This window comes from Nitrospira sp. MA-1 (assembly GCA_032139905.1).
In the GTDB taxonomy this organism is placed as follows: Bacteria; Nitrospirota; Nitrospiria; order Nitrospirales; family UBA8639; genus Nitrospira_E.
On the sequence record JAQJDB010000007.1, the window covers coordinates 849932 to 870583 of the forward strand.

Sequence of the window (20652 nt, forward strand, 5' to 3'; positions counted from 1 at the left end):
GCGACAAATAGCAACGATAGGGTTTTGCGTCCCGCTACTGCCTGGTATAGGTGATCTCCATGATCTTCATTTCCTTGCCGCCGTGATGAGTCCCATACATATCAAACGTTGTGGTATTGTTATCGACGATCTTCCAGACCGCCCGATGCGTCATTTGCCCTCCGCCCGGCTCAGGATGCGATCCATTCAGCGTAATGGTCTTGCCATTGTCGCTCGCCGTCCCTTCCATGATGAAAATCCCCGTCCCCATCGTATCCATCCAGGCCGTGACATATTTCTTGGTGATGTTGTCGTAGGCGTCGATTCCAATCCCGGAGAATGGTTGTCCCATCATTTGACCAGTGTAAGCTTGGTAGAGATAGCGTCCGTCCAGCAACATTTTCATTTCTGCGGTGCCGGTCGATTCTGTGGGAGGCTTGCCTGGTTCCATCCATTCTTTGGATTTGGTCGTCCAGCTCCCGGCAAGGCTGGCAAACAATTTGTGCGGTTCCCCTGGAGCAGCCAGCTTCTTGTACATCTCCATCATGGCTTGTGGGTCCATCTGCTTTTCTTTGTCTGTGGCGAACCCTGGAATTGCCGTCAGAACCATACAGAGACAGGTGAATGTGATGGTTGTCAAACGCATAGACGCCTCCTTGTGATTAGATAATGAAAACTATTGAAGTAAGTAGGTCATGTTGTACTTTTATGAAGACAATTTTTTGCGAAGGTGCTCCTCTTGCTCCCTCAGCTCTGGCGTGAACTCCGGTCCGAAGTCCTCCGCCTCGAAGAGTTGGCGAATCTCAATCTCGCCTTCTTTGTCATCACCTGCAGGATTCGGACAACGCTTGACCCATTCGATTGCCTCTTCTTTCGAATTCACCTGCCAGACCCAATAGCCGGCGATCAGTTCCTTGGTCTCGGCAAAGGGTCCGTCGATAACTGTTCGCTTATTTCCTGAAAATTGCACGCGCGCGCCTTTTGAACTCGGATGGAGCCCATCTCCCGCCAGCATGACGCCGGCATTTACCAGTTCCTCGTTGAATTTTCCCATCTCAGTAAGAAGTTGCCCGCTAGGCATCACACCGGCTTCAGACTCTTTGGTGGCTTTGACAATAATCATGAATCGCATCACTCAGTCTCCTTGGCTTTAGTACATTAAACTGGATTCTAAAATAGCCTTATCCGGATTCTCCTTGTTTGTCGAACGGGGGCTGGTAAAATCGACATTTCAAAAAAACCTCCTGTAGTTGCCGCTCTGTAACCATGTGTTTCTGATCATAGAGCCACAAGGCAGCTTGGACAGGATTGAACTGGTTCCTTTCATAATCATCAACATTCCTCAGTGGGAAGACCGGAGACCTCAATCAACGGACGCACCTCGACGGTGCCAATGCGTGCTCCTGGAACCCGCAAGGCGATACCGATCGCCTCGTCAAAATCCTTGGCATTGATCAAAAAGTATCCCGCCAGTTGCTCGCGTGTTTCCACGAAAGGACCGTCAGTCACCAATGGCTTGCCTTCGCGCACACGAACGAGGACAGCCGTCGATGCCGGATGAAGCGGCGACGCACTCAGATACTGCCCCTTGTTGTGGAGCTGATGAGTGAGTTGCACGGATTCCTCAAGCATCTCCTTACGGATGGTCTCACTCATTGCCCTGAATGCGTCTTCGTCATGGTGAACCAACAACAGGTATTTCATGTGAATGCCTCTATCAGGTGGTTATGCCAGGAATGATCATATGGATTTTCCCCGATCTCATTGTTCCTCATAAAAATCTACTCCTTCTGACAAGATTCCGCTTCCATCCCTTGCCTGGGCAGGTCCCTCACCGGCCGAACCTCCATACTCCCAAGCCTCACTGATGGAAACTTGGAGGCGATCTGAACAGCCTGATTGATGTCCCTGGCCTCGATCAGGAAAAACCCGCCAATCTGCTCCTTCGTTTCGGCGAAGGGGCCATCGGTGAGGGACATTCCGCCGTTGCGGACCCGCACGGTCATGGCCATCCCGACCGGTTCAAGGGGATTTGCCAAAAGGAGTTGGCCGCTCTTTCGAAGTTTCTCGCAGTAGGCCAACGTTTCGTTCATGAGAGCATCGCCCTCACTTTTGGACATGCTGTCCAGCTTCTTTTCCTCGTGGCAACAAAAGAGAAGATATTTCATGACTTCTGACCTCCGAATGGTGGTGAATTGGTATTGTTGTCAGTTAGTCGTTTAGGAGGATCAAATTCGACAATGGGGTCTTATAGGTTCTATCTGTGAATCCGGTACTCTAGGAATAGGGAGCTTCAAATAATTCTCAACAAGATGTTGTGGGTGACGATGCTCTGGTCATTTGAATTCAGAAAAGTTTCTGGTCGTCACTATTGATACGGAAGGGGAGGGGGATTAATTGCCATCTTGTAATAGGGCCAGCCGTTGTTCAAGAAATCGCTTTTCCGGTTTCTGCTGAGTGAGACAGAGAGCCCGTTCATAGGCCGACTTGGCTTCCGCAGTTCGGCCCAATCGCCGGCAGAGTTCCGCTCTCGCCGAATGTGCTAAGTAATAGTTATGAAGGTCCCCTCGCGTCAGGATCGCGTCGATGAGGGTAAGACCCGCCAGTGGACTGTCACGCATGGCCACCGCGACGGCGCGATTCAGTTCTACCACAGGTGAAGGGGACGCCTGCATCAACAGGTCGTAGAGTGACACGATTTGAGGCCAGTCCGTGGCCTTGGGGTGTGCGGCCTGGGAATGCACCCCGGAAATCGCGGCTTGGATGGTATAAGGGCCGATCTGGCCTGAAGCAAAGGCCTGTCCTACCAGGGTTGCCCCTTCCCTGATCTGATCCCGGTTCCACAACGAACGATCCTGGTCCTCAAGCAGAATCAGATCTCCCGTTCGAGAGATGCGTGCGGCGCGGCGTGAGTCATGAAGGAGCATTAATGCCAAGAGCCCTATCGCTTCGCCGTCCGGCAGTAATTCCAACAGTAAACGTCCCAGTCGAATAGCTTCAGCCGAGAGGTCATGACGTGTGAGAGATTCCCCTGAAGAGGCAGAGTATCCTTCGTTAAACACGAGGTAGATCACCCGCAGCACCGCATCCAGACGGTCCGGCAAAGCGGTCTCCGAAGGTACCTCATAGGGTATGCGTGCCTTGCGAATTTTGGCTTTAGCGCGAACGATCCGCTGAGCCACCGTGGGCGGGGATGTGAGAAAAGCTTTCGCGATTTCTTCCGTCGTCAGGCCACAAACCTCCCGGAGAGTCATCGCCACTTGAGCTTCGGATGAAAGAGCCGGATGGCAGCAGGTAAAGATCAAACGTAACCGGTCGTCGTCGATACTGTCATCCGTATTCTCTTGAGGGTCATGAATGCCGGCTTCCAACTGCGTGGCGAATTCCGCAAGCGAGGCGTCAAACCTGGTCCGTCGCCGAATCCCATCGATCGCTTTGAAACGACCGGTCGACACAAGCCAGGTTCGCGGATTGGCGGGAACACCATCCCTGGTCCATTGGTCGACCGCCACCGCAAATGCCTCGTGCAACGCTTCTTCAGCCGCATCAAAATCGCCGAGCAGACGGATTAAGGTGGCAAGAACCCGTCGTGATTCGGTGCGGTACACTTCCTCCACCACCTCCCGCACCTGTTTGGGGGATCTTTCACTCATGATCGAAAAGGCCTCACATGGAGAGGTACGGAAAAACCACTGTGGTAAGCGACGGGTGTGCCGGCGAGCGTTCGCCTCTGCTGGTGGGGGATAAGAGAGGGAGTTGACGGTTATTCTGCTTCAACCGTGACCTCTGTCGTCACTGAATTGGCAATGAAACATTCGCTATGGGCTCGCTCATGGAGGGCGTGTATCTGTTCCCGAGTCGGAAGAGTCGGTCCACCGAACATCACTTGAGGACGTAAAATGGCACGTGTAATGGCAAGCTTTTTGTTCTGATTTTTTTCCAATAATCCAACGGCGTGATCAATATAGCAATCTACAACGAACCGTTTCTTGGCTGCCATCGCCAGGAAAGTGAGCATATGACAGCTCGACAAGGCCGCCACGAAGGCTTCCTCAGGATTCACATGAGCGGGATTCCCGCCATAGGCAGGAACAGCCGAGGCAGGAACTCGAATACCACCTTCAAATACCAAGATATGGTCTCGATTATAAGACTCGTACGAAAAGTCTTCCGATGCCCTCTTCCATTCTACCGTGATCTTATGCTCAGACATCGTTCAACCCCTTTCGGGAAAGTGATATTTGGCCAACAGACTTCCAGACGATTGCCACTGGCGGCATTATTCTCAAAATATTCCATCTCAGATTATTTTACCCGAATGACTATTATTTCCGCTCTGCCGCCGAATCGGCAACGGCAATGGCTTCAATCTCAATCATCGCGTCGGGGGAGTAAAGGGAGCGGACTTCCACGATGGTGTCTGCGGGATAGGGAGGCGTAAACCGTTGACCGCGGAGTTCCACGATTTTATCGAAATGGGTCATGTCGGTCAGGAAGATCGTCACTTTGATGACGTTCCGTAAGCTCGACCCTCCCGCACGGAGTACCCGCTCAAGATTATCAAATGTCTGTTTTCCCTGGACATCAAAGTTGCCTACGCCGACAATCTGACCGCTTGTATCGATGGCAGTCTGGCCTGAGATAAAGAGCAGATCCCCGACCCGATAACCCTGTGAAAGACGATAGGGTTCGTAGGGATCGGGGTCGATCCGGATTTGTGTGATGTTCATAGGGCCCTCTCCTTTTTAATGGAAAAACAGATCTCAAAAAACGACTTGGCTTACCATTTGCTCCTTTATGACACATGAAGATTGTTCAGTATATCCATTCGGATGACATTAATTCCTGTTGGTATCGGAGAGTCCAATTGAATCACGGCTTCGGTCAAGCTCCATGTCTCCAAATCAACATGGCCACCCTCGACACTTGAGGGTACAGACGTCTGTAGGTGTTTATTGAGGCAAACGCTCTGCGCTCTTCCCCAGTATTTCCCGCATGACGGACGTCAGGTCGTGAAGCGCTTGTTTTCCATCTCCCACGAAAACGGACCCATGCATGAGCGCCAACTGTTTTGGCTGGAGATCTGCCAGGCCATGCAGTATTGGCTCAGTCAAGGGAGTGTAGGGGTAGGCATTGGCAAACGCGCTGTTCTGCCCTTCGATCAACGCCCGTTTGGCAGGTTCGACGATATCCGATTCGGTCACCGCCTCCACATCTCCCTCATGAGAGAACAGGTCCGAGCACAGTAAGGTACGGGTGACCTCCTCGAATAAAAGGCCTGCTTCCCAATTATGCGGGACATGCGGAGTCTGGCGGAACCGCAGTCGATATTTTCCGGTTTCCAGAATTTCGTCATGCGCGAGCATGCGGGCCTGACGATGAGAAAAGTCGTTCACACTGACGAGTGCCCCGACCAGGCCGCACACCGGTTCCGCCTGTGGAGCGATGGTCAGCCATTCGTTGAGCGCCCCACATTCATCCGCCTCGAAATGACTGAATGAAATCCATCGTAGCGTGGTCGGATCAATGACGCGTGCGACTGCCTCCTGTATCATCGGAAACATCCGCTTCATCCCGGTGTGAAACAGCAGCGGCTCCTCGTCCTTGATCAGAAAGTGGTTAAACCGCAGATTGAATTCGGGAACATAGATAGAAATTGAATAGTGGTCGGGAGCAATCTCTGTCACTCTGGTTATATTTTTCATTGTAACTCCTGTTCCAGCAGGGTGTTGAAAACGTCCCCCAGCGGTGCCTCCTTAAATGAGTAAAAATATCATGCCGAAGGCACCTTCGCACAGTGGACTTTCTATCATTTAATGAGAGCCTTTCCATCAGATTCGTTTGACAAAGTCGAGAATAATTATTAGGGTAAATTTCCCCGTCCGCTAGACATCAATTCCCGTTTACAATGGGTTATTTCCTAAAAGAACAATCCTTGATGAGGGCATGCCCTTCGGAGGGGATAAGCTCCGGATGCTTGGGTTTTTATGGGATCATCAACGATCACATATACGGCAAGGGAATTTTCGGATAATCAAAGGAAGATGAACATATGTGCGGAATCCTAGGCCAGATCAATTTTTCAGATGACCCCGTCGATCCCCAGGAGTTGATGGCTATGAATGCCACTATGACCAGCCGTGGTCCTGATGGCGTCGGGCTGTACGTTCAAGGGCGGTTAGGGTTCGGGCACCGACGGCTCAAGGTGATTGATTTGACCCAGGCTTCCCAACAACCCATGGTGGATTCAAGATTGGGACTTGGTATTGTCTTCAATGGTGCGATTTACAACTACAAGGAATTAAGAAAAGAGCTGGAGTCAAAAGGCTATATCTTCTTTTCCCAGGGAGATACTGAAGTCATTCTCAAGGCCTACCATGCGTGGGGAGAAGACTTTATTCGCCGCTTGAACGGCATGTTCGCGTTTGCCATTTGGGAAAGAGATTCAGAGCGGGTTGTGCTGGCGCGTGATCGTTTGGGGATTAAACCGCTCTATTATACTGAAACGTCTCAGCGGTTTCGATTCGCATCGACCTTGCCGGCTCTCTTAGCGGGGGGAAACGTTTCCACGGAGATGGATCCCGTGGCTCTTCATCACTATTTCATGTTTCACGCCGTGGTGCCTGCACCACACACCTTGCTGAAAAGCATTCGAAAATTAGTGCCCGGCGCCATGATGGTCATTGAGCCAACGGGAGCACGACGCCAACATCACTATTGGCAACTCTCCTTCGAGCCGCGTGAAGATGAGAGGATCTTGAAAGAACGAGACTGGCAGGACCGGCTTTATGAGGTTTTACGGTCGGCTGTCCGCCGACGGCTTATTGCGGATGTGCCCGTGGGGGTCCTTCTGTCCGGTGGGTTGGACTCGAGCCTTATCGTGGGCCTGTTAGCGGCTGAAGGCGCGTCAGGCCTGAATACGTTTTCCATTGGGTTTGAAACGGTGGCAGAGGAAAAGGGGGACGAATTCTCCTACTCTGATATCATTGCCAACGAATTTTCGACCCGACACCACAAACTTCCGGTTGATACGACCCACGTTCTGCCCAACCTGCCAAGTTGCATTCATGCTATGTCCGAGCCAATGGTCAGTCACGATGCCATCGGGTTTTATTTGCTTTCTAAAGAAGTGTCTAAGCATGTCACTGTGGTGCAAAGTGGTCAGGGCGCCGACGAAATTTTCGCAGGATATCACTGGTATCCTCCCCTCTTGAACAGTCAACGTCCCGTTGATGACTATCGCCAGGTGTTTTTTGATCGGGACCAGAAAGAATTTCAGCGAGTCATTCATCCACGGTTTCACGAAGACGATCACAGTCATCGTTTTGTGGAGAAGCATTTTTCCCAACCGGGAGCGTCCCGACCGATTGATAAGGCCCTCCGGCTTGATACGACCATTATGTTAGTTGACGATCCGGTCAAGCGTGTGGACAACATGACGATGGCATGGAGTTTGGAGGCGCGAGTGCCGTTTTTAGATCATGAAGTCGTCGAATTGGCCGCACGAGTGCCGGCAGAAATGAAAGTTGCACAAGGGGGAAAAGGCATTCTGAAGGAAGTCGCCCGTCGGGTGATCCCTTCCGAGGTCATTGATCGTCCCAAGGGGTATTTCCCCGTTCCCGCCTTGAAATATCTTCGTGGCCCTTATTTAAATATGGTAAAAGACGCGCTTGTGTCAGAGACCAGTCAGAAACGCGAGATCTTTCAGCGGGACTATATCGATGAATTGTTAAAAAATCCGGATGATCATCTCACACCATTACGTGGGTCAAAGCTTTGGCAGCTTGGATTATTGGAACTGTGGCTTCAGTCCCATGGCATTTAAGGATCCCAATGTTGTGAAGAACCCGCAAGCTCTTCACATGACGAGCCCTCGTCAGCGACCGATCGGGCCGACGGTCAAAAACTGGGAAGTTGGACCGGCGACCTACCAGGGACGGCGAGTGAAACCAAAAGTGGTCCTGGATTGCGGGTGGGGGCGGCTCATTTTTGCCCACACCTTTACAGGCCCCGAAGAGGTGGCTTCCACGCTGATGCAGGAACGTCCCGGCCACAGGGATATTGCCTTTTATCTACGGGATCCTCATGTGGTCCTGGCCCTGCGCCCGCATAAGCTGTTTCTGGATCCTTCGCATACGTTTCGATTGTGGTTGGCTGATTATCAATCGGTCGCACATCAGAAATCAGGCATGGTGATCACTCCCATCCAGTCGGAGGCCGATGTCACGGCGTTGAATCGGATCTATGCGGCACGGGGCATGGTTACGGCCGACACCGATATCCTTATGAGGCATCGCCGCTCCCAAAAGCTCTGCTATTTTCTCGCTAAAGACCAGGCCACGAATGAAGTGATTGGCGTTATCCTAGCTGTGAATCATCGCCTGATTTTTGACGATCCCGAAAAAGGCAGTAGCATCTGGAGTCTGGCTGTTGACCCTCAAGCCCACCATCCCGGAGTGGGGGAAGCGTTGATTCGTCATGCGGCCGAACGGATGAAGGCCCGGGGGTGCAACTATGTGGATCTCTCAGTGCTGCATGACAACCATGAGGCCATTGCGCTCTACCGGAAACTGGGCTTTGGACGAATTCCTGTATTTGCGGTGAAAACGCGAAATACCATTAATGAAAAATTGTTTGCAGGTCCCTCACCGGATCAACGACTCAACCCCTATGCCACCATTATTGTTAATGAGGCCAGGCGCCGAAGCATCGACGTCGATGTCCTGGATGCCGAGAATAGCTACTTCCGCTTGACGTTTGGGGGCCGGTCCATTACCTGTCGGGAATCGTTGTCCGAATTGACCACGGCGATAGCGATGAGCCGTTGTGCGGATAAGACCCTCACGCGGCGGGTGCTGCGGGAAGCCGGTCTATCCGTTCCAGCTCAGATGGAGGCCAATGGGCGGAAGCACAACGGCAAATTTCTTGAACAGTATCAATCGATTGTTGTCAAGCCGGCGATGGGGGAACAGGGAGCCGGGGTGAGTGTGGATGTGCGGAGGGTTAAGGAAATGGAGTCCGCAATCACCCTTGCCGGTAAATGTGGTGATCCCGTCATTCTGGAACAATATGTGAAAGGCGAGGATTTACGCATTGTGTTGATCAACTATGAAGTGGTTGCCGCTGCCGTTCGACGGCCACCTCGAATCACGGGGACAGGTCATCATTCGATTGCCGAATTGATTGACCGGCAGAGTCAGCGACGGGCCCGATTGACGGGCGGAGAAAGTCGAATTCCTCTGGACGGAGAAACCAGGAGGTGTGTGAAGGAGGGCGGTTTTACCCTTACAGAGGTTTTGCCAAAAGGCAAAACCCTCACGGTGCGTAAGACGGCCAATCTCCATACCGGAGGAACCATTCATGACGTGACAGGAAAGCTTCATCCTGATTTAGCCACTGCGGCGGTGGTTGGTGCCAAAGCGCTGGCTATCCCGGTGGTAGGATTTGATTTTATTGTCGCCTCGGTTTCCAAGCCTGAGTATGTCATTATTGAAGCAAACGAGCGACCCGGTCTCGCCAATCATGAACCGCAACCGACGGCAGAACGATTTATCGACCTGTTGTTTCCTCAAACGAAGACACCCACAAAATTGCGGTAGTCCTTTGGGGTGATGGGGGATTGTATGATCGAATCGAAAATTGACACTCAGTATCTCCTGCATATTCTCCAAAAATTGTTGGTGATTCCGAGCCCGACTGGCTATACGGATCAAATTGTCCATGCGGTATCGGGTGAACTGAAGCAATTAGGGATTCCCTTCGAACTCACCCGGCGCGGAGCGATTCGAGCCACAATGGCGGGACAGGTCAGTACACCTGATCGAGCCATTGTGGCTCATCTGGATACCCTGGGGGCTTTGGTTAAATGGCTCAAAAACAACGGCCGGCTGGCCATTGTGCCGATCGGAACCTGGTCCAGTCGGTTTGCCGAGGGTGCGCGCGTGACCGTCTTTTCCGATACAAAGAAGCATCGTGGCACCATCCTGCCTCTGAAAGCATCAGGGCACACCTATGGTGATGAAATCGATACCCAACCGGTGTCCTGGAAGAATCTGGAAATTCGACTTGATGAAACGGTTACGGACGCCAATGGACATATCCAACACTTATCAAACGAAGAGGATCTCCGACGACTCGGGATTCATATTGGTGATTTTATTGCCATTGATCCCTCACCTGAAATCAGTCCCAATGGTTTTATCAACTCGCGGCATTTGGATGATAAAGCCGGAGTGGCCACCATCTTGGCGGCTGCCAAATCCATCCTTGAAAGCGGGGTCACGCTCCCTGTGGATTGCCATTTACTGTTTACGATTTCCGAAGAGGTCGGATCCGGGGCATCAGCGATCTTACATGGTGATGTGGCAGAAATGATCACGATTGATAATGGCACCCCCGCGCCCTTTCAAGCCTCAAGCGAATTCGGCGCGACGATTGCCATGGCTGATTCAGCCGGGCCTTTTGATTATCACCTGGTCAGGCGGCTCATCGCCTTATGTGTCGAACATGACATTCCGTTTCAACGAGACATCTTTTGTGACTACAGAAGTGACAGTGCGTCGGCCGTAGAGGCCGGAAATGACATTCGGACCGCCCTCCTTACGTTCGGGGTCGATTCCTCCCACGGCTATGAGCGAACTCATCTGAGTGGGCTTGAGGCTATTGCGAAGTTACTCGTCGTGTATATGAAAAATGAACCGGTGTTTTGGCGAGATCGCGATTCGTTAGGGTCCGATAATGATTTCCCCACTCAACCGATTGAAGAACATTCTTTTCCTCAAACTCTTGAGGACATGGTTCGACGCCATGGTGAACACCAACATGACTCATTGCGTTCAGGGACTGAAGACCGATGATGGGGTGATGAACACATTCCCCCTTGCGGGTTGACTCCTCATTACTCTGTCAGCTTAATGCCCTCTCTTTTACCCACACCTACTTTTCCCCCACCCGACACGACCCATCCACAGTTGACGATTCGTGCTATTGCCACGGGAATGGTCTTAGGAGTACTCCTCACCCCCTGCAATATCTATAGCGGACTGAAGATTGGGTGGACATTTAATATGTCCATCACCGCAGCCTTGCTCAGTTATGCGTTTTGGAAAATATTCGAAACCACCGCCCAAACTGAGCGCTGGGGTTTGCTCGAAAATAATATCAATCAAACCACGGCCTCTTCGGCTGCATCCATTATCTCGTCAGGGCTGGTGGCCCCGATTCCCGCCTTGGCCATGCTGACGGGGGAGCAATTACCGTGGTCTCTCCTCTCTGTATGGGTCTTTTCCGTCAGTCTGGTTGGCATTGTGGTCGCGGTCGGTCTCCGGCAACAGATGCTTATTCGTGACCGATTGCCGTTTCCCGCCGGTGTTGCCACAGCGGAAACCGTCAGGGAAATCTATGGAAAAGGGGGGGAAGCCCTGGCTCGCGTGAAAGTTCTCCTCACGGCTGGGGGGATCGCCGGGATCATAAAAATTTTCAACGAAGCTATTCTGACCATTCCCAAGATGGCCACGGGCCTGGCCATTCCACTTAAGGGAGCGCTCAACAAGGCGGGGTTATCCACTGTGTCCCTTTCCAATCTTGGGTTTGTTCTCGATCCCTCGCTCCTGATGGTGGGCTTTGGGGCCATTATCGGGCTTCGCGCCGGACTCTCTCTACTCCTTGGAGCGATCCTCGCCTGGGGCATCATTGGTCCTTGGGTCTTAACGCAGGGCTGGATTCCTGCGGAAAGTCTGGCGCCCGACGGCTATTGGTTCGGACCCATGGTGGAATGGTTGCTTTGGCCGGGGGTTACCTTGATGGTCATGGCCTCACTCACGTCTTTTGCCTGCTCTTGGGGGTCAGGGCTGACGGGCGGCATACTTTCTCGAAAAGCTCCGGCATCACTTGTAACCCCGAATGATCCCCATGTCATTCCACGTCAATGGTTTGTGATCGGACTGTGTGTCTCTTTGGTGTTTGGGGTGTTGACTCAGATCACGTTATTCAATATTTCGATTGGTATTGCGATCCTTGCGGTCCTACTCTCTTTTGTCTTGGCCATTGTGGCGGGACGAGTTTCAGGGGAAACCGGGATTACGCCAATCGGTGCCATGGGGAAAGTCACACAGCTCACGTTTGGTTTCCTCATTCCTGGCAATGTCACGACCAATTTGATGGCAGCCAATGTCACAGGTGGAGCGGCTGGCCAGTGCGCGGATCTCCTTCATGATTTAAAGACCGGTCTCCTCCTCGGTGCGTCGCCGCGATTTCAAGCCCTGGCGCAAATTTTTGGAGTGTTAACCGGCTCTCTGGTGGGTAGTGCGGTGTATCTGGTGCTCATTCCTGATCCTCAATCCATGCTGTTAACCATTGAATGGCCGGCTCCTGCTGTTGCCACATGGAAGGCTGTCGCGGAGGTCTTTCAACTCGGTAGTGAGGCTATTCCTCAGGGAAGTCTGTTGGCCATGGGCATTGCAGGTCTGCTAGGCGTGGGGATGGTTGTTCTCGACCAGGCTCTCCCACGATTCATCAGCCGATGGATCCCCAGCGCCTCGACGATGGGACTGGCGTTTGTCATACCGGCCTGGAATTCTTTGTCCCTTTTTCTCGGTGCTCTTCTTGGAACCTTTTTGATGAGGTATGCGAAAACCTGGGCGGAACGATTTTTAATGGCGCTGGCCGCCGGGCTTGTCGCTGGTGAAAGCCTCGCAGGTGTGGCGAGTGTTCTTGTTAAAATATTGTTTTGAACTGATTCAAAAAAATGGCCACAGAGGTTTTTGAAGGTCGTTGCCACCTTGCTGTGGTTTCATAAATTCCAAGCCGGTTTCCCCTTTGGCTCTAAAAACCACTCGTCATATCTGACCATCCTTCGCCGATATCTGACCTGCTTCTATTCCTCGGGACAGGTTCTGTCGAGAATGAAATAGACTGGGCAAAATCCGGTGAACCCGCTTTGCAGCAGTGTGACTCCAAGGATTCCCGGAACTAACAACCACAAAGGATTAACGTAGTACCCCAGTGCGACGCCTGCAGTAATGAGCGCACCGGCGATTCCGTCATGGAGTTGGCGTTTTCGCTTCATCTTCACTCCTCCTGTTTGTTGATGTTCATTCATTCTCTCCCTGGATTCCTTCTTGCCACACAGGATTTTTCCTGTTTTCCCGTGGCTACCAAACTGCCCATTTTTTGTATGTATGTTTCTTGGAATGTAAGAACATAGGAGAGAAGTCTAACTCCAGGTACTTTTTTGAAAAATACGTATTTAAACCTACCTTATTTTGCTTGTTTTTAAATTGATCAATTACTGGGCAATACATTGAAAATAAAGCATAATTTAATGTTTTACCTCAGTATATCTCCCGTCTTTTCTGCCAGGATCAAGGGGTGCTACTCTTGGGGTGCTCGATGAAATTCATTAAACAGAATGGAGATCAAGACATGCCATTCGGCTATTACCACCAGCTTAACGCCAAGGCGAAGCGGATCTATCGGGCAAGCGACAAGGTCTCGGATTTTCAGTTGCCCAATGTTTCTGTCGTTCGGCCTGTCGTGCGAAAAATATTTGAGGCTTTACAGGCCGAGAGTCATTTGCGGACCCAAAAATGGACTCAACGCCTTCTGAATAGATTAACGAGCCAACTTCATATTCGGCCCATTCGGTTTGAATTGTTGGATATCCGACCTTCCAATCCCCGGATGGAACTGTATGGTTTGTATTACCCCATGGAAGGACGGCGGATTCCGAGAATCCAAGTATGGATGCGCACGGCCAAACGGCATCAAGTCGTCGCTTTTCGCACGTTTCTGCGCACCTTGCTTCATGAGCTTTGTCATCATTTGGATTATGATTGTTTAGGCTTGAAAGACTCTTTTCATACCAAGGGCTTTTATGGTCGTGAAGCCAGTTTAGCCTCTCAAGTCTTATCGTTGGTCGATACTGCCGCTTGGGGAACAGGTCACTCGTCCAAGATGGGAAAAACAAAACGAAAGATCTGACGATTTCTGGTCCCTCTTCAGCCTGTCCCACTTCCCTGTCTTGCCCCCAATCTGGTGCCTGACACGGTCTCCATCTGTTCTTTCCCGCCATTCCGTTGGGTTGGTCCCCCTCTGACTGTCTATCTCTTTTACGGTTTCGGAGGGTAGAATGCGAAATCGTGCCGATTGCAGGGGGGTGTTGTACATCCCTGTGAATTATAACGAAAAAATCTTTTCCGAAAGGAGGGGTAGAGACGAAGCTATGTTGCAGGATATTCAACCCATTCAACCCTTGTCCCATCTGACCGGATCTAGCGAGAAGCTTCATACCCGTTTGTGCCGAATGGTAGGGCAGGCCGTTGCCGATTTCAACATGATTGAAGGAGGCGATAAGGTCATGGTGTGCCTTTCCGGGGGGAAGGATAGTTATGCGATGTTGGACGTGTTGATGTCCATGCAGTCTCGTGCACCGGTGTCCTATGAACTGATTGCGGTGAATTTGGATCAGAAACAACCGGGATTTCCTGAAGATGTGCTTCCGGATTATCTCACGAGGCTTGGTGTGCCGTTTCATATTGAAGAACGCGATACCTATTCGGTAGTGAAACGGTTGATTCCAGAAGGCGAGACGACCTGCTCGCTTTGTTCACGGTTGCGTCGTGGCATCCTGTATGGATTGGCGGAACGGTTGGGGGCGACCAAGATTGCTCTTGGCCATCATCGCAACGATATGATGGAGACCTTGTTGTTGAACATGTTATTCAACGGAACCCTCAAAAGCATGCCGCCGAAACTGAAATCTGATGACGGACAACATGTGGTGATCCGCCCATTGGCATATGTGAAGGAATCCGAGCTGGCCCGTTATGCGGAAATGAGAAACTTTCCCATTATTCCCTGCGATCTATGCGGTTCACAGGAAAATTTGAAACGCAAAGAAGTGAAGGCCCTGCTTCAAGAATGGGATACCCGGTATCCCGGCTCGGGTGACAGTGTGTTTGCGGCCTTGTCCAAGGTCATACCCAGTCATCTCCTCGATCGTCGATTATTTGATTTCGAGGCTTTTCGCGAGCCCGAACCGTAGATGGGCCTGACGGTGGTTCCCGTGCGAATGATGACCGACCTGCCAGTTCCTGTTCCATGGTGTGTCTTTCCTCGCTTCTCCTGGGTGTGCGGTTTTTGCCGGGCATCATTATGGTCTATCTCCAGGCTTTTTTGTTAATTATGGCGGCCAATGCCGCCCCGATTTTCGGTCGGCTGCTTATGAAAGGGCGTTGGATTGCTCCTCTTGATGGGGGAGCGACCTTCTTCGATGGGCAGCCGTTGTTGGGACCCTCGAAAACCTATCGAGGTGTGGCTTTCTCGTTGGTGGGTACGGTTCTGGCGGCGGATGTGCTGGCTATGCCATGGGAGATAGGCCTCCTGACGGGGGGGTTAGCGATGACCGGCGATTGCTTCTCCAGCTTTATCAAGCGACGATTGGGCTATGTCTCAGGCGGGATGGCCTTGGGCTTAGACCAAATTCCGGAGAGCCTATTTCCCCTGTTAGGGCTATGGGGACCCCTATCGTTATCGCCTATTGGCATAATGGCCACTGCAGGTGCGTTTATGGTGTTCGAATTGTTTATTTCTCCGATTTTATACAGATTCCGGATTCGTAAAAATCCGCATTAAATTTGTGTTCCCGTTGCAGAGTTTATTCCTTGGAGAGATTTTTGGTCTTGGGGAGGGTAATCCCCAATTGGTCAATTTTCCGGGTAAACCCGGCCGGCGTGTTGAGGGTATGGATTAAGCGCCCATCCGGCTGTTCGTAGGTAATAAGGCCACCATCTTGTAGCGGCCAGACGAGTACTCGATCTTTGGTCTGGTGGCTGGAAAAGGCTTGAGGGGAACATGGCATGCCGAGTAGCATTTCGAAGGATACGGGAGGCTCCAACCTGGGGAGAACAAGCCGCCCCGGACAATTTCGAATGGGCCGCCAGGGCCAACGGGTTCGTAATTCCTCAAAGGTCATCGGACAGCCTCCTCGAAGTTCTCACACCAGCCCATCATAACTCCTGCTCGGGCCTTTTGGGAGAGAATACGGTTAGAATGTTTTCGCTCTGGATTTTGCCAACAACTCCAACACGGTGAAATGGTGGAGTCCTGATGAATGTGGATCCCTCATCGGAAGAAGAATCTTCGACCAATTCCCGGGCCCCCCTTATGTCGATCGGTTTGGCGGTTTTTGCTGTCCTCATGGTACCGGTAATTCTTTTCTCTATGGGGCCGGATGGGCCTGCCAAAGTCGGGGACGTGGTTTTTGTCACGGATCGTCATCGTGTACGGGTGATGACTTCCGATGGTGATGCGATTGGACCAAATCCCGAGACGTGTGTCCTCGAGCCCCGCGTGCAGTTAGTGGTCCAGAAAATGGGCATACCCTCAGGAGGCTCGATGATTGCGGAACCGGTTGTCACGGAAAAGGTCGGACGACCTTTTTGCTTTCCGGGAAGGCCAATTGTCGTGTATGCCCATCAGGTGACCTTACGGCCAGATCTGTGGGGTGGCCTCCGAGACTCACTTTCGCATTTCTTCTCTGGTCGCTGAGCAGGACGCCCACACCGTCGTTTCTCTCCAGGCGCTCACGAGGGTTTGAGCTTATCTGAAAAGCGTTGCCGGAACTTCGCCACTTTGGGATTAATGAGATAGGCGCAGTAAGGTTGTGACGGGTTCTGCACAAAATATTCCTGGTGGTAGGCTTCGGCCATGTAAAAGGATGACGCGGGTTCCACCTGGGTTACAATGGGATCGTCGAACAACCTGGCTTCCGTCAGCGTGCGAATGACCTCGTGTGCGGTCGCCTCTTGTGCTGAGGAATGGGTGAAAATGGCGGAGCGATATTGAGTGCCCGCATCATTCCCTTGTCGGTTGAGGGTGGTGGGGTCATGGATGCCAAAAAAGATTTCCAGGAGTTCTCGATAGGTGATGATGCCGGGATTAAAGGTAACTTGTATCACCTCGGCATGTCCCGTGTTTCCGCCGCAGACGGCTTCATAAGTTGGATTGGGGCGACTACCGCCCATATAGCCGGATTCAACGGACTCGACACCCTTCACTTGATCGAATACGGCTTCGAGGCACCAGAAGCAGCCGCCACCCAATGTGGCGAGTTCTTTTCCTGTTGATGAGGCTATGGCCGAGTCAGACATGCGTTACTCCTTGCTCATGAAAAAGGCTAAAGTTGTGCGATTGAAGTGGATGGTTTCAGGTTTATATCACGACCTGGTTTCTTGGGCCACTGCTGGTTGGACTGGTGAATAGGCAAGAGTGAAATTCTTCGCTTTACTTTTTGTTCGGCCCCTTTATAGGCTTGGACGATTTTCTTTTAGTCTGTTAAGTGGTGAGGAGAGGAGCAAGTCATATGCGGGTTGTGTGGGCCACGGACATCCACTTGAATTTTCTGGGTATCGAGGGACGGGACGCATTTTTTTCATCCATTCGTGCTCAACAGCCGGACGTCGTGTTTGTGACGGGAGACATTGCTGAGGCTCCATCGTTGACCCATCTGATACATGAAATGCGTCGAGCCATTCACGTGCCGATGTATTTCGTCCTGGGGAATCATGATTTTTACTATGGTTCGATTTCCCAAATTCGAAATGATTTGAAATGCTGGTGTCAGAGCCAGCCAGGACTCACCTATCTTTCGACATCGGAGTTGGTCGAATTGACTCCGACAACGGCGTTGGTCGGGCATGACGGATGGGGAGACGGGCGCTATGGAAACTATCATCTGTCCCCGGTCAGACTCAGTGATCAGGAGTTGATCTCGGATTTTCAGGATTTAGATCGGGAGGGGGTATTACGCAAACTCCATGCGTTGGGCGATGAGGCGGCTTGCTATTTGCGGGATCGATTGGATGAGGCCTTGTCATCATATCAGCGCGTCATTTGCCTGACGCATGTCCCACCATTTAAAGAAGCCTGCTGGTATCAGGGAAAAAAGGGGAACGATGATTGGCTACCATATTTTGCCTGTCAGGCAGTTGGCGAGGTGTTGCTGAATGTGTCGCGAGACCGGCCGGATTGTCAAATCACTGTCTTGTGCGGCCACACTCATCATGCGGGGACCGTTCACCTGCGGCCAAAGCTGCGGGTTCTTACGGGATCTGCCGAATATGGTGCTCCGTGTATTCAAGAGAGCTTCGACCTTGAGAAATTGTTTCCCCAATCAATGTTGGTAGGAGGCGGTGAGGGTGAAGGAGGCCAATCGATAGAACCTGATGCCGCCGGAAGGCCATCAGGTCCCATTAAATAAATCTGGTCCGTTCGTTTGGAGTAGGTACGCGGCACGAGTTGGATCTTCCCATCCATTGATAGCGGTGCCGGGCGATGAAACTGTATACCATATCGCGAAGTGGCCGGGGGATGATGATGAAGCCATACAGCCAAGGCCAAGCCCCAGGTAGGCAGCGAAGAATTTTGAGAGCTGCAGTGGATTTTGTGAAGACCTTCCCGTGTTCCAGCAGTAAAAAGGTTTCATAATCCTCGGTCGAAAGATGAAGGTAAGTGAGAATGTCCTGCGCCGGTTGGGATTGAAGCGTTCCGAATTTAAATAATCCTCGGGAATCCCGCTCGAGGACAAAATTGACAAACGCATTGCAAAAATTACACACCCCATCAAAGACAATCACTTTCTCGTGCTTGCCCCAGTCATGTGATGGTAAGGAAGATCCCTGTTTCACGTAACATGCCCTTTTTCTCTGATCGATCTTTTGTCTGTATTGGTCGTTCGGCAATCAATAACTTCCCTTCCATTATAATACATGAGAGCCATACGGGTTTTCTAAGGCGGTAGCGCCTAACCAGCCATGGAAGGTCGACGTTTGAAAAGTCGCCACGCATGGATTTGGAGCCATTGATGGATAGGAACAAGATCGAAAAAAATGAGATAGACAAACGGGATTAACAAAAAATTGACATCCATAAGGATAAAGGAGGAAATGTGGAAAATAATGACGCCGGACAGAAAGAAGGCCCGCAGCTTGACTGATTTGATGAAGAGGATCAATGGGAACCCGAGTTCGAACGCGAGCACCAGATGGGAGAAAATTTGAATCAGATCCGGGCGTTGGGCCAGCTCGAAGCTTAAGCTATTTTTGACAAGTTCCCCTTCGCCTGTCATGCCCCATCGGACAGAGCGTTTGATCAGCACCTCCTGGATTCGGCCTTCGCCGGAAAACCATTCCCATCCGCTGACCCGCACTTTGGCAATGACACTCCAAAAATAAAACAGAGCGACATAGAGTTGCATCATTTTAATGGGCCAACTGGCCTCCCATTCCTGGAGAGGAGGGTGTGTGCCATGGAGTGAGTCACGAGAATGGACTTCTCCGCACCTGGAAAGCAGAAATAGAAAAAGCATTTGCATCGGAATGATATAACGATGATGAACGTCGCCGCTAAAGCTGTCTCTCACCCCCTTTAAGTAAAAAATACAGAGGATAACGATTAAAATTGATGTCCGGGTCCATTTCCCCATGATCATACTGACCGTGGCGCTCATGAGGAGTGCATAGACGATAAATGACAGGGCAGGGATATGGTATTGAATCCCAAGCAGATGAAAATACCAAATGGGGTCCAGGAAATAATTTCTGGAGCCGATGGGGTTGAGAGTCAGGACCGTGGCGAATTGATAGGTGTGGAAAAACAGTAAACCGCACCCAATATACATCCGCAACAGACCAAGGCTTTCTCCAGAAAATCCTCTAAAGAAAAATTGATTCCAGCCACGGCTGATGAGGTTACAGAATGCCATGTTCCCACCTTGGCAGCCATTCGTCATGCCATTCGATCAAGGCTTCTCGCGTGTCAATTTGAACGGTGGTAAGGTCTTGCCGTAGTAAATCTTTCTTCCGGTACACACGCTTTTGATGGTCGGCCTCTATTCGAATGATAAATTTAGGGTCGGACGGTTCATGTCCTAATGTTTTGTTGAGAGTCCAAAACATTCGCCATTCCCAATCAACTTCAAACCGGGGCTCATCTTCCTCTAACCCGCGGACCCATTGGTTAATCGTCCCCAATTCAATATTTCCCTGTTTATGTTTGGGGGGGGCGGTGCCAAACATTCTTGAATAATATAGTCGTCGAAAATTGGGTTTGGGAATATTGAGATCCTTATAGGATACGTAGCCGGTTGATCCGTCCCGAGAAGTAACTTTGAGGCCTTTTCGATATTTGTCTTTGTCCCATACCTTGACTGATATGGTTTCGCGGGGCTCGTACACGCTATACATGGGAACCCAGGTTAATGGAAAATAATCGATCCGAAATATGACTGCCCCCCATATGGTGATCAAGTACACAACAAGAATAAGGGTAATGGTCCGCTTGCTCATGCAAACTTTCCTTGCGGGTTGTTGACCGGGGAATTCATGTGGGTCTGTCCCCTTGAGGTGAAGGTACAAATGATACAAGTGACGGGAAAGCCCATTATCTTATGATAAGTGGGAGAACTCAATAGTGAGAAGGTTGCGAGAAAAATGTTGTTCCTTCGATTCATGAATTGGGCGGAAAAGGCAGTCGATTCGTTGGCGATTTCATATTAAATTTAGAGTGAATGAAGGAGATGCTTCAATTTTTGAAGATTTGGACATGTACCTTGGTTGACTTGTGCCGTTGGCCTTTTCTATGTTAAAGACCTGAACGTCACAGGAAGATGGTGCG

General features: G+C 51.1%; 23 protein-coding genes. 9 read left to right on the forward strand and 14 right to left on the reverse strand.

The features are described from left to right. Nucleotides 1-34: 34 nt before the first annotated feature. From PJI16_16655 to PJI16_16690, 8 genes are all read right to left on the reverse strand, one after another. A complete protein-coding gene (locus PJI16_16655) occupies nt 35-625 on the reverse strand; it encodes a DUF1579 domain-containing protein (protein MDT3779197.1) in 591 nt (196 codons plus the stop codon). Between the two features lie 60 nt (nt 626-685). Next, a complete protein-coding gene (locus tag PJI16_16660; protein ID MDT3779198.1) occupies nt 686-1111 on the reverse strand; it encodes a YciI family protein in 426 nt (141 codons plus the stop codon). Nucleotides 1112-1311: 200 nt separating this feature from the next. Further along, complete coding sequence (locus tag PJI16_16665) at nt 1312-1683, reverse strand: YciI family protein (protein ID MDT3779199.1); 372 nt, start codon at nt 1681-1683, stop codon at nt 1312-1314. A 77-nt stretch (nt 1684-1760) separates the two neighbouring features. After that, a complete protein-coding gene (locus PJI16_16670; GenBank protein MDT3779200.1) occupies nt 1761-2147 on the reverse strand; it encodes a YciI family protein in 387 nt (128 codons plus the stop codon). Between the two features lie 225 nt (nt 2148-2372). After that, entirely contained in the window at nt 2373-3632 is a 1260-nt protein-coding gene (locus PJI16_16675; protein ID MDT3779201.1) for an RNA polymerase sigma factor, read from the reverse strand. Nucleotides 3633-3742: 110 nt separating this feature from the next. After that, complete coding sequence (locus tag PJI16_16680; protein MDT3779202.1) at nt 3743-4192, reverse strand: OsmC family protein; 450 nt, start codon at nt 4190-4192, stop codon at nt 3743-3745. Nucleotides 4193-4304: 112 nt separating this feature from the next. Continuing rightward, entirely contained in the window at nt 4305-4709 is a 405-nt protein-coding gene (locus tag PJI16_16685) for a RidA family protein (protein ID MDT3779203.1), read from the reverse strand. A gap of 222 nt (nt 4710-4931) precedes the next feature. Beyond that, a complete protein-coding gene (locus PJI16_16690; GenBank protein ID MDT3779204.1) occupies nt 4932-5675 on the reverse strand; it encodes an MBL fold metallo-hydrolase in 744 nt (247 codons plus the stop codon). Between the two features lie 356 nt (nt 5676-6031). Between PJI16_16690 and PJI16_16695 the strand changes: the two genes are divergently transcribed. The 4 genes from PJI16_16695 to PJI16_16710 are packed head-to-tail and all read left to right on the forward strand — an operon-like array spanning nt 6032 to nt 12710. Next, nucleotides 6032-7804: an N-acetylglutaminylglutamine amidotransferase gene (locus PJI16_16695; GenBank protein ID MDT3779205.1), complete on the forward strand. Its 1773-nt coding sequence runs from the start codon at nt 6032-6034 to the stop codon at nt 7802-7804. A gap of 13 nt (nt 7805-7817) precedes the next feature. Continuing rightward, on the forward strand, nt 7818-9578 hold the full coding sequence (gene ngg, locus PJI16_16700) for an N-acetylglutaminylglutamine synthetase (GenBank protein ID MDT3779206.1): 1761 nt from the start codon (nt 7818-7820) through the stop codon (nt 9576-9578). Nucleotides 9579-9602: 24 nt separating this feature from the next. After that, nucleotides 9603-10835 carry an osmoprotectant NAGGN system M42 family peptidase gene (locus tag PJI16_16705; protein MDT3779207.1) on the forward strand — a complete coding sequence of 411 codons (1233 nt, stop codon included), beginning with the start codon at nt 9603-9605 and terminating at the stop codon, nt 10833-10835. Between the two features lie 57 nt (nt 10836-10892). Further along, complete coding sequence (locus tag PJI16_16710) at nt 10893-12710, forward strand: OPT/YSL family transporter (protein MDT3779208.1); 1818 nt, start codon at nt 10893-10895, stop codon at nt 12708-12710. 143 nt (nt 12711-12853) lie between these two features. On the opposite strand, the gene PJI16_16715 is transcribed toward PJI16_16710, so the two are convergent. Next, complete coding sequence (locus PJI16_16715; GenBank protein MDT3779209.1) at nt 12854-13045, reverse strand: DUF2892 domain-containing protein; 192 nt, start codon at nt 13043-13045, stop codon at nt 12854-12856. A gap of 323 nt (nt 13046-13368) precedes the next feature. Between PJI16_16715 and PJI16_16720 the strand changes: the two genes are divergently transcribed. The 3 genes from PJI16_16720 to PJI16_16730 all read left to right on the forward strand — a co-directional run bounded on the left by PJI16_16720 (nt 13369) and on the right by PJI16_16730 (nt 15612). Next, nucleotides 13369-13959 (forward strand): hypothetical protein, encoded by a 591-nt coding sequence (locus tag PJI16_16720; protein MDT3779210.1) that lies wholly within the window; start codon nt 13369-13371, stop codon nt 13957-13959. Nucleotides 13960-14200: 241 nt separating this feature from the next. Then, nucleotides 14201-15022, forward strand: a complete 822-nt coding sequence (gene ttcA, locus PJI16_16725; protein MDT3779211.1) for a tRNA 2-thiocytidine(32) synthetase TtcA — start codon at nt 14201-14203, stop codon at nt 15020-15022. A 56-nt stretch (nt 15023-15078) separates the two neighbouring features. Then, nucleotides 15079-15612, forward strand: a complete 534-nt coding sequence (locus PJI16_16730) for a CDP-archaeol synthase (protein MDT3779212.1) — start codon at nt 15079-15081, stop codon at nt 15610-15612. A gap of 22 nt (nt 15613-15634) precedes the next feature. On the opposite strand, the gene PJI16_16735 is transcribed toward PJI16_16730, so the two are convergent. Next, nucleotides 15635-15952, reverse strand: a complete 318-nt coding sequence (locus PJI16_16735) for a hypothetical protein (protein MDT3779213.1) — start codon at nt 15950-15952, stop codon at nt 15635-15637. A 134-nt stretch (nt 15953-16086) separates the two neighbouring features. Between PJI16_16735 and PJI16_16740 the strand changes: the two genes are divergently transcribed. Beyond that, nucleotides 16087-16527, forward strand: coding sequence for a hypothetical protein (locus PJI16_16740; protein ID MDT3779214.1), 441 nt, complete (start codon nt 16087-16089; stop codon nt 16525-16527). Nucleotides 16528-16562: 35 nt separating this feature from the next. Here PJI16_16740 and msrA read toward each other — a convergent pair whose 3' ends face one another. Then, the gene (gene msrA / locus PJI16_16745) at nt 16563-17129 is read right to left on the reverse strand and encodes a peptide-methionine (S)-S-oxide reductase MsrA (GenBank protein ID MDT3779215.1); all 567 of its coding nucleotides are present in this window, start codon (nt 17127-17129) and stop codon (nt 16563-16565) included. Nucleotides 17130-17341: 212 nt separating this feature from the next. Here msrA and PJI16_16750 point away from each other — a divergent pair, with 212 nt between their 5' ends. Beyond that, nucleotides 17342-18238, forward strand: a complete 897-nt coding sequence (locus tag PJI16_16750; GenBank protein ID MDT3779216.1) for a metallophosphoesterase — start codon at nt 17342-17344, stop codon at nt 18236-18238. On the opposite strand, the gene PJI16_16755 is transcribed toward PJI16_16750, so the two are convergent. From PJI16_16755 to PJI16_16765, 3 genes are all read right to left on the reverse strand, one after another. Then, nucleotides 18231-18665, reverse strand: coding sequence for a thiol-disulfide oxidoreductase DCC family protein (locus PJI16_16755; protein ID MDT3779217.1), 435 nt, complete (start codon nt 18663-18665; stop codon nt 18231-18233). The genes PJI16_16750 and PJI16_16755 overlap by 8 nt on opposite strands. Nucleotides 18666-18781: 116 nt before the next feature. Beyond that, a complete protein-coding gene (locus tag PJI16_16760) occupies nt 18782-19741 on the reverse strand; it encodes a hypothetical protein (GenBank protein MDT3779218.1) in 960 nt (319 codons plus the stop codon). Next, a complete protein-coding gene (locus PJI16_16765) occupies nt 19728-20324 on the reverse strand; it encodes a hypothetical protein (GenBank protein MDT3779219.1) in 597 nt (198 codons plus the stop codon). Before PJI16_16765 ends, PJI16_16760 begins: the two co-directional genes overlap by 14 nt. Nucleotides 20325-20652: the final 328 nt, after the last annotated feature.